A 9417-nucleotide genomic window follows, 5' to 3' on the forward strand; every position below is an offset into this window, starting at 1 on the left:
AAAATAACCGCGTTGGTGTGCAGGGGCCGCAAGCGCCCGAAGTGCAGAAAGCCGATATTCAACTCTGGCCAGACCAGCTGCGCGGCAATAATCACGCCGACCAGCATGCCGACGATGCCCCAGATCACAGCCATTACTGTGAATTGCCGCACAACCTTGTAGTTGTACGTCGATTGAGTTTCTGACATGGACCTACCTCGTAATAGTCGTTAGAACCGGATTACCTTCTTGTTGCACCTAGCCTTTGCCACGCGGTCGTCGACGCTAGCAGCAGATTGGCTTTCCGCCAACAGGCAGCCGCAACCGCCCGTGAACACGCGTAGTGTAACATACGCCAGTCGATACCCCCGTCACTGTTGTGGTTTTACAACACACAATCAAAAAAGTGGCACTCCTTGGTCGCATCAACCTATCAATATCAAACCTTAACGAAAAACAGATTATAATCCCCCTATAAATTTTGTGGTTGTTATTAACAAAACCGAGGGAGATTAAATGCACAACATTCTGAAACTCACCGCCTTAACCGTCGCACTCTGCTCGAGCCTTTCCGCCTTTGCTCAGCAGGCCGAAGGCAACTGGATGGTCCGTGGTCGTGCCGTGTACCTTGACTACCATAACGGTCAGAGCGAAGGCCTGCCGATCGGCGGGACGACCAAGATCGAAGCCGACAACCTCTGGATTCCGGAAGTTGATATTACGTACTTCTTCACCAAGAACTTCGCCGCAGAACTGGTACTGACCTATCCGCAGAAAGTTGACATTGACGTCGGCGGCGTCAAGAGCGGCACCATCAAGGCCCTGCCGCCTTCCCTGCTGCTTCAGTACCACTTCACCGATCTCGGTGCGTTCAAGCCCTACGTGGGCGCCGGGTTAAACTACACGGTCTTCTACAATCGCAACAATATCCTCAACGGAGCCGCCGAAGTTGATCGCAGCAGTTTCGGCCTGACTGGACAAATCGGCTTCGACTACGCACTGAATAAGAACTGGTTTCTAAACCTCGATGTGAAGTACGTTCAGATGAATACCGACGTGAAGGTAAATGGAGCAAAAGTGGGCAAGGTTGACCTTGATCCGATGCTGTACGGCATCGGTGTCGGCTACCGTTTCTGAACCGAATTCTCGCGGCAGTCAGACAAGGGCCTGTCCGGCTGGTGCCGGCAGGCTTTTTTGTTGTCCGCTGACCGGTGAAGAGTTGATTCAGCCATTCTTCGGCAATTCTGTTTCATCGCTATCCGGGTCATTCTTTTCCCTCATCTTATCGTCGTCCATCAGGATGCGGTAGCCGGGACCTTCCATGTCATCAAACTGACCGCTACGTACGGACCACCAGAAAAGAAGACCGATCAGAAAAACGAGCAGCACTGAAAGCGGTATCAGCAAATAAAGACTTTCCATGGTGGATCAGGATTCCTGAATTAAGCGGCCTTCTGCAGCCTGAGGGAATTCAGCACGACCAGAAGCGAACTGCCCGACATGCCGATGCCGGCCATCCACGGCGTCACAAAACCCGTCATCGCCAGAGGCAGCGCAATAAGGTTGTAGACGAAAGCCCATGCCAGATTCTGCCTGATAACGCGCAATGAACGGCGCGCAACAAAAAAGCCCCGGCAAAGATGATCGAGATTCTCCGACAGCAAAATTAGGTCGGCCTGCGTACGCGCCAGTAGCGACCCGCCACCCATGGCTACTGACACTTGCGCCTGGGCCAGAACGGGCGCGTCATTGACCCCATCGCCGATCATCGCAACAATCGCCCCATCCGCCTGTAGACGACAGACGTAATCGTGCTTGCCCTGCGGCGACATGCCGGCTTCCACCGTTTCGATACCCAAAGCTTGCGCCACCTTGAAGGCGACCGGCGGCGCATCCCCGGTAAGCAGCACGACCTGTCGCCCGTCGGCACGCAGTGCAGCGACCACCGTCGCAGCCTGCGGCCTGATCTCATCACCGAAGCGGAATAGCGCCAGCCAACCCGCGTCGTCTCCCAGAGCAATCACGGTATCGCCGCTCTCCGCAAATGTGCGGACCGACTCAGGAAGGGGCCGACCATGCAGGGCGGCCACATAGTCCGGACGCCCGATTCGAATCGGCTTGCCCTCAAGCAGTGCATCCATTCCGCTGCCCGGCGTGTTACTCACGCCGCCCAGCGGGGGAAAATCGAAACCTGCGGCGGCGTCACGCAACGCTTTGCCGATCGAGTGCTCGGAGGTGTGCTCGATGGCTGCTGCGAGCGACAGACAGTCCTCCCGACCGAGTCCACGCAAAGGCAATACGGCCAGCAAGGTCAACTGCCCGGCCGTCAAAGTCCCCGTCTTGTCGAAAACAAAGTGAGTTGCCCGCGCCAACGTCTCGATGGCGTGGCTACGGGTTGCCAACAGGCCGGCACGGGCCATGGCGCCGCTGGCCACCGTCAGTGCGATTGGCGTGGCCAGCGATAAAGCGCAGGGGCAAGTCACCACCAATACGGAAACGGTAATCCACAAGGCTTTCGTCGGATCAACAGACCACCAGACTGCGGCTACCGCCAGCGCAAGCACTAGCAGCGACACGATGAAGATTCCGGCGATGCGGTCGGCGATCTCCACGATACGCGGCTTCTCCATTGCCGCACGTTCCATCAGACGGATGATTGCCGACAAACGCGTTGCTTCGCCGACTTGCCCGACCTCGATGAACAAGGGACTCTCCATATTGACTGCGCCACCCGTTACGGCCGCCCCCGGACCCTTGCTGACCGGAGAACTTTCGCCGGTCAGCAAGGACTCGTCGGCACAACTGGTGCCTTCGATCACCTGACCATCGGCTGGAATCGTTTCACCGGCTTTGACCAGCACGACATCGCCGGGCTCAAGTTCTGCCACCATCACCTGCTCAAGCGATCGATTCTGCGGGTAGTCCAGAAGGCGCGTTGCATAGGCGGGCATCAGTCGGGCCAAGGCTTCGGTCACGCTGACAGCGCGTTGCCGGGCCGTCATTTCAAGGAAACGCCCACCGAGCAGGAAAAAAACGAACATGGCGACAGAATCGAAATAGACCTCGCCCGACCCGCTTAGCGTCGCCCAAACGCTGGCCGCAAAAGCCACGCCGATGCCGAGAGCAACCGGAACATCCATACCGACCCGACGCCGCCCGATATCGCGCCAGGCACCACGAAAAAAAGGCGCCGCAGAGTACATGACCACAGGCACAGTCAGCACCATGCTCGCCCAACGCAACAGCAGCTCGATATCGGGCGTCATGTCACCGTCACCGGCCAGATAGCCAGGGATGGCATACATCATCACCTGCATCATTCCGAAGCCCGCGACGAACAAGCGCCACAGCGCGCTACGCCGCTCCTTGCGTGCCAGGTCCTCGCTTTTTGCCGTATCGTACGGATAAGCACGATACCCGATGGCCATGATGGCTGCCAGAATGTCGGAAAGCTTTATCTTTCGCTCATCCCAACGCACTCGTGCACGCCGTGTGGCGAAGTTGATCTCCATACCGACGACGCCGGGGAGTTTCGCCACATGCTGCTCGTTCAACCAGATACAGGCCGCGCAAGTGATGCCCTCAATGATCAGCGAAGCCTCGCGTTCGCCTTCGTTTTCGCCATGTACACGCACGAAGCTCTTCTGGAAATCGGCGTGATCGTAGAGTTTCAGTCCGTCCAGAACAGCCGGTACCGCCTCGCGCGGGGCGTCAGGCAAGGCGTCTCGATTACGGTAGTAGTCAGTCAGCCCGTTATCAATAATCGCCTGCGCCACGGCCTGGCATCCGATGCAGCACATGGCGCGCACCTGCCCGTCAATGCTTACCGACAGCTCGACGCCAACCGGAACCGGCAACCCGCAGTGATAGCATTTTTCCTGACGCATTGCCGCTCAGCCCGATATCCCGAAATGAAAAAAGCGCCGGCTCCTGCCCGCGCCCTCCGAAGTCGATGAGTATAAGTCAGTTCCGTCCTGCTGAAAAAACATGCCCAAGAACCGTTATAATTCAGCCCTTTTCCCTCACTTTCCCCTTTTTCCTGGCTCCTGCGCCAGCTCTTTCAGTATTTGCCCCGACCACTCTCCGATGCTCGTTTATCGCGGCTATTCCCAGACAGCACCCAGCCCCACTGCACTGACCATTGGCAATTTTGATGGTGTGCACTTGGGCCATCGTGCGCTGCTCGCGCGGCTCAGAACCATTGCTGCCCGTGAAAATCTGCTGCCAGCGGCACTGACTTTCGAGCCGCATCCGCGTGAATTCTTTTCGCCCGAAACGGCGCCCGCCCGCCTGTCTACATTGCGCGAAAAGCTTGAACTGATTGCCGAAGACGGCGTGGCACTGGCCTACGTGTGCCGCTTCAACGCCCACTTTGCCGCCCTTTCGGCCGAAGAATTCATCGAACGCATTCTCGTCGGCAGCTTGCGCGTCAAACATCTGATCGTCGGCGATGACTTCCGCTTCGGTGCGGGCCGCCGTGGCAATTTTTCCCTGCTGAGGGAGGCCGGGGAACGCTACGGTTTTCAGGTCGAGGCCATCGACGGCGTCACTGTTGAAGGCGAACGCGCTTCGAGTTCGGCGGTACGCAATGCGCTCGCCGAAGGTCGTCTGGACGGCGCCACTCACCTGCTCGGCCGCCATTATTCCATCGATGGTCGCGTCGTGCATGGCGACAAGATGGGGCGCCAACTGGGTTTTGCTACCGCCAACATCCGGATCAAGCACGACAAACCCCCGCTGCTGGGGGTATTTGTTGCCGAAGTGCTCGGGCTATCGGACAAGCCGCTCCAGGGCGTAGCCAACCTCGGCTTCCGTCCGAGTGCCGCTCAGGTCGCCCGCCCGCTGCTGGAAGTTCATTTATTCGATTTCTCAGCCGACATCTACGGCCACCACATCAATGTCCGTTTCCTGCACAAACTAAGAAACGAAATGAAGTTCCCCAACCTCGATGCGCTGAAGGTGCAGATCGCGGCGGACGTTGCCGAAGGAAAGGCCTACTTCAAACACAGAGGCACAGAGGCGCGGAGGTGACACAGAGAAAGAACGCTGAAGAACTGAACGTGCTAACCGAAAAGGTTATCGGGGCAGCTATTCAGGTGCATCGTGAACTGGGACCGGGCTTGCTGGAAAATGCATATTCGGAATGCTTGGCCATAGAAATGGCTGATTGCGGCTTGCATGCCATGCGCGAAGTGAAAATTCCCCTCCGTTACAAAAATGTCGCTGTAGATAACGTTTACCGGCTTGATTTTCTTGTTGAAGACTCTCTGATTATCGAATGCAAAACGGTTGATCACCTATTACCAATTCACTCTGCCCAAGTTTTGACCTATCTCAAGCTCACCGAAAAGCGGCTCGGACTACTGCTAAATTTTAATGTTGAAGTACTGCACAAAGGCATCAAACGAATCGTAAATGGATATTAGTCATTTCTCTGCGTATTCTCTGTGTCTCTGTGCCTCTGTGTTGGATTTCATAAATGGCTGACTACAAAAACACTTTAAACCTGACGGATACACCTTTTCCCATGCGCGGCGATCTCGCCAAGCGCGAGCCGCAATGGGTCGCGGACTGGCAGGAGAAGAAGCTCTATGAACAGATCCGCGAAGCGTCGAAAGGGCGCCCGCGCTTCGTTCTGCACGACGGTCCGCCCTATGCCAACGGTGACATCCACATTGGCCACGCGGTCAATAAGATTCTTAAGGACATCATCGTTCGCTCGAAGACGCTGGCTGGTTTCGATGCACCGTATGTTCCGGGCTGGGACTGCCACGGCCTGCCGATCGAACACCAGATCGAGAAACTGCACGGCAAGCATATCGCCGGCGACAAGGTGCGCGCGTTGTGTCGCAGCTTTGCCGCCGAGCAGGTCGAACGCCAGAAGAAAGACTTCATCCGCCTGGGCATCCTCGGCGAGTGGGACAACCCGTACCTGACGATGGCCTTCAAGACCGAGGCCGACGAGATTCGTTCGCTCGGCAAAATTCTGGAGAAGGGCTACCTTTATCAGGGACTCAAACCCGTCAACTGGTGTCTCGACTGCGGCTCGGCGCTGGCCGAGGCCGAAGTCGAGCATGAGGACAAGAACTCGCCTGCCATCGATGTCGCGTTCGAAGTCCACCCCAACCACGCCGAAAAGGTGGCCAAAGCCTTTGGCCTGACGCATCTGCGCGCGCCAGCTTTCGCCGTGATCTGGACGACCACGCCATGGACGCTGCCGGCCAACGAAGCCGTGAGCATTCACCCGGAATTCGACTACGACCTGATCGAGACGCCCAAAGGGACTTTGATCCTGGTGCACGAGCTGGCCGATGCCTGTCTCCAGCGCTATGCGCTCGCAGGCACGGTCATCGGCTCGGCAAAAGGCGCGGCGCTCGAACATGTTTTGCTCAAGCATCCCTTCCAGGAGCGTGACGTCGCCATCATCTGCGGCCCACACGTCACCCTTGAGGCGGGCACCGGCCTGGTCCATACCGCACCGGCACATGGCGCGGACGATTACCAGATCGGCAAGACCTATGGCTTGCCGGTTGTGAACCCGGTTGGTGACGACGGCAAATTCCTGGCCAATACGCCCGCCCTGTCCGTCTCGCCACTGGCGGGAAAAACGGTCTGGGAAGCCAATCCGCTGGTCCTGCAGGAACTCGAAGCCCGAGGACGCCTGCTCAAGATGGAGCGCATCACGCACAGCTACCCGCATTGCTGGCGGCACAAGACGCCGATCATTTTCCGCGCCACCACGCAATGGTTCGTCGGCATGGATCACAAGGACAAGGAAGACGCCGCCACCTTGCGCTGGATCGCCGAACGCGCGGTGGACGAAACCCAATTCTTCCCGGCCTGGGGTCGCGCACGTCTGGAAGCGATGATAAAAACCCGCCCCGACTGGTGCGTTTCGCGCCAGCGCAATTGGGGCGTGCCGATCCCCTTCTTCCTGCACAGAGAAACGGGAACGCTGCACCCGCGCACGCCGGAACTGATCGAAGCCGTTGCCCTGCGCGTCGAACAGGCCGGCATCGAAGCCTGGTTCTCGCTCGACCCGAGGGAACTTCTGGGTGACGACATCGACCACTACCGCAAGATGAGCGACACGCTCGACGTCTGGTTCGACTCCGGAGTCACGCATGCCAGCGTACTACGCGGATCGCATCAGACCGAACTCTGCTACCCCGCCGATCTCTACCTGGAAGGTTCGGACCAGCATCGCGGCTGGTTCCAGAGCTCCCTGCTGACCGGCTGCGCGATTGATGGCCGCGCACCATACAAGGCGCTGCTGACGCACGGCTTCGTCGTCGATGGCAAGGGGCTGAAGATGTCGAAGTCGAAAGGCAACGTCATCGCGCCGCAAAAGGTATCGGACACCCTGGGTGCCGACATCCTCCGCCTGTGGACCGCAGCGACAGACTACTCGGGCGAGCTGTCGATTTCCGACGAAATCCTCAAACGCGTCGTCGAGTCGTACCGCCGAATGCGCAACACGCTGCGCTTCCTGCTCGCCAACACCTCGGATTTCGAGGTCGGCAAAGACTTGCTCCCATCAGACCAATGGCTGGAGATCGACCGCTATGCGCTCGCCATGACACGCCAGATGCAGGCGCAGTGCGAGGCCGACTACGGCAAGTACGAATTCCACCGCGTCGTGCAGGCGCTGCAAACCTTCTGCTCGGAAGACCTTGGCGGCTTCTACCTCGACATCCTCAAGGACCGCCTGTATACCGCCGCCGCCGACTCCGCCGCGCGCCGATCGGCACAAAGCGCGCTGTGGCATATCACTCAAGCCTTCGTCAAACTGCTGGCGCCGATTCTCTCTTTTACCGCGGAGGAAGTCTGGAAAACACTGACGCGCAAGACCGAGTCAGTCATGCTGCAAACTTGGCAAGAACTGCCCGCGCCGGCTGACGAAGCCCTGCTGCTCGACAAATGGGGCAAGATCCGTCTCTACCGCGCAGAGGTGACGCGTGCCCTCGAGGAACTCCGCGTCGCAGGCCTGATTGGCTCGTCGCTACAAGCCGAGGTCAGGATCCATACCGACGGTGAGAAGTACGACATTCTGGCTTCGCTCGGCGACGACCTGCGCTTTGTCCTCATCTGCTCAAAGACCAGCCTGGTGCGCAGCGCCGAGGAAAAACTTGAATGCAGCGCATTGAGCCACGCCAAATGCGGGCGATGCTGGCATGTGCGCGAAGACGTCGGCCAGGACCCCGAACACCCGGAAATCTGCAAGCGTTGTGTGAGCAACCTGCATGGTCAGGGGGAATCCCGTGCCTGCGCGTAACATCAAGCCATGGCTGTGGCTGGCCGGAGCGATCATGGCGCTCGATCAGGTCAGCAAGTGGATCGTTCTCGGTGTACTGCAAGTGGGAGATTCGCGCTATGTGGCACCGTTTTTCAATTGGGTGCTGACCTTCAACCCAGGCGCGGCGTTCAGTTTCCTTTCCGATGCCGGCGGTTGGCAGCGTTGGTTCTTCACGGTGCTGGCGCTGGGCGTCTCGGCCTGGATCGTCGGCATGCTCAGCCGTCATAGCGGCGAGTTCCGCCTCTCGCTGGCGCTTTCCCTGATTCTCGGCGGTGCACTCGGCAACGTGATCGACCGCATACGCTTCGGTGCGGTGGTCGATTTCGTCCAGTGGCACATGGCGGGTTATTATTTTCCGGCGTTCAATGTGGCCGATTCGGCAATCACCATTGGCGCCATCCTGCTGGCCTGGGATCAATTTGCAGGGAAACCCTCGACGGATGGCGCGGTCAAATCCGCCCATGATGTTTCTAACGATTTACGGTGACTCACTCCATGCAACGACCCAACGACTTACCCGTGCAAACGGTACGCCCCGACAGCTACCTGACGCTCCATTACCGTCTGTCCGATGGCGAAGGGAATGAGTTTGTCAGCACCTTCGACCTTTCGCCTGCAACGCTCCAGATGGGCAGCGGCCAGCTGGCTGCACCGCTGGAGAATTGCCTCGTCGGGATGCCGGTCCAACAGCGCCGGGTATTTCAGCTCGATTCCAGTGAAGCCTTTGGCGAACACAATCCGAAACTTGTCGAACGTATTGCGCGCAGTGCCCTGCCTGCGGACGTCGAACTCAAAGAGAACTCGCTGATCGAGTTTGGCGCGCCCGATGGCGGCGCCGGTTTCGCCGGCTTCCTGCGCGAACTGTCCGACACCACGGCGCTCTTTGATTTCAACCACCCGCTCGCCGGCAAGCCGATCCGCTTTGAAGTAGAAGTCATCGGCATCATGTAAGGTCCGCCATGCAAATCACTCTCGCCAACCCACGCGGCTTCTGTGCCGGCGTCGAACGCGCCATTGCCATCGTCGAGCGCGCCCTCGAAAAATTCGGCGCGCCGATCTATGTCCGCCATGAAGTCGTGCACAACAAGTTCGTCTGCGACGACCTTCGCGCCAAAGGCGCCATCTTCATCGACGATCTCGCC

At 58.5% G+C, this 9417-nt stretch carries 9 protein-coding genes and 1 pseudogene; 7 read left to right on the forward strand and 3 right to left on the reverse strand.

Features of this window, described 5'->3' with window-relative positions:
* Positions 1 to 188: cbb3-type cytochrome c oxidase subunit I (locus PROAA_RS09520; protein WP_186411123.1), on the reverse strand; the 188-nt coding region annotated here is incomplete at its 3' end.
* A gap of 307 nt (positions 189 to 495) precedes the next feature.
* Between PROAA_RS09520 and PROAA_RS09525 the strand changes: the two genes are divergently transcribed.
* On the forward strand, positions 496 to 1116 hold the full coding sequence (locus tag PROAA_RS09525; protein WP_222102198.1) for an OmpW/AlkL family protein: 621 nt from the start codon (positions 496 to 498) through the stop codon (positions 1114 to 1116).
* Between the two features lie 87 nt (positions 1117 to 1203).
* Here the strand turns inward: PROAA_RS09525 and ccoS are convergent, their stop codons facing one another.
* Positions 1204 to 1401: a cbb3-type cytochrome oxidase assembly protein CcoS gene (ccoS, locus tag PROAA_RS09530; RefSeq protein ID WP_186411124.1), complete on the reverse strand. Its 198-nt coding sequence runs from the start codon at positions 1399 to 1401 to the stop codon at positions 1204 to 1206.
* A gap of 20 nt (positions 1402 to 1421) precedes the next feature.
* Complete coding sequence (locus PROAA_RS09535; RefSeq protein ID WP_186411125.1) at positions 1422 to 3866, reverse strand: heavy metal translocating P-type ATPase; 2445 nt, start codon at positions 3864 to 3866, stop codon at positions 1422 to 1424.
* Positions 3867 to 4065: 199 nt separating this feature from the next.
* Here PROAA_RS09535 and PROAA_RS09540 point away from each other — a divergent pair, with 199 nt between their 5' ends.
* From PROAA_RS09540 to ispH, 6 genes and pseudogenes are all read left to right on the forward strand, one after another.
* Positions 4066 to 5010 (forward strand): bifunctional riboflavin kinase/FAD synthetase, encoded by a 945-nt coding sequence (locus tag PROAA_RS09540; RefSeq protein WP_186411126.1) that lies wholly within the window; start codon positions 4066 to 4068, stop codon positions 5008 to 5010.
* Positions 5007 to 5405 carry a GxxExxY protein gene (locus PROAA_RS09545; RefSeq protein ID WP_186411127.1) on the forward strand — a complete coding sequence of 133 codons (399 nt, stop codon included), beginning with the start codon at positions 5007 to 5009 and terminating at the stop codon, positions 5403 to 5405. Before PROAA_RS09540 ends, PROAA_RS09545 begins: the two co-directional genes overlap by 4 nt.
* 53 nt (positions 5406 to 5458) lie before the next feature.
* Complete coding sequence (gene ileS, locus PROAA_RS09550; RefSeq protein ID WP_186411128.1) at positions 5459 to 8254, forward strand: isoleucine--tRNA ligase; 2796 nt, start codon at positions 5459 to 5461, stop codon at positions 8252 to 8254.
* Positions 8223 to 8762 (forward strand): signal peptidase II, encoded by a 540-nt coding sequence (lspA, locus tag PROAA_RS09555; protein ID WP_186411129.1) that lies wholly within the window; start codon positions 8223 to 8225, stop codon positions 8760 to 8762. The genes ileS and lspA overlap by 32 nt, the downstream gene beginning before the upstream one ends.
* Positions 8763 to 8770: 8 nt before the next feature.
* Complete coding sequence (locus tag PROAA_RS09560; protein ID WP_186411130.1) at positions 8771 to 9226, forward strand: FKBP-type peptidyl-prolyl cis-trans isomerase; 456 nt, start codon at positions 8771 to 8773, stop codon at positions 9224 to 9226.
* An 8-nt stretch (positions 9227 to 9234) separates the two neighbouring features.
* Positions 9235 to 9417 (forward strand): annotated as a pseudogene (gene ispH / locus PROAA_RS09565) (4-hydroxy-3-methylbut-2-enyl diphosphate reductase); the annotation flags it as partial.

The organism is Candidatus Propionivibrio aalborgensis (assembly GCF_900089945.1).
Taxonomy (GTDB): domain Bacteria; phylum Pseudomonadota; class Gammaproteobacteria; order Burkholderiales; family Rhodocyclaceae; genus Propionivibrio; species Propionivibrio aalborgensis.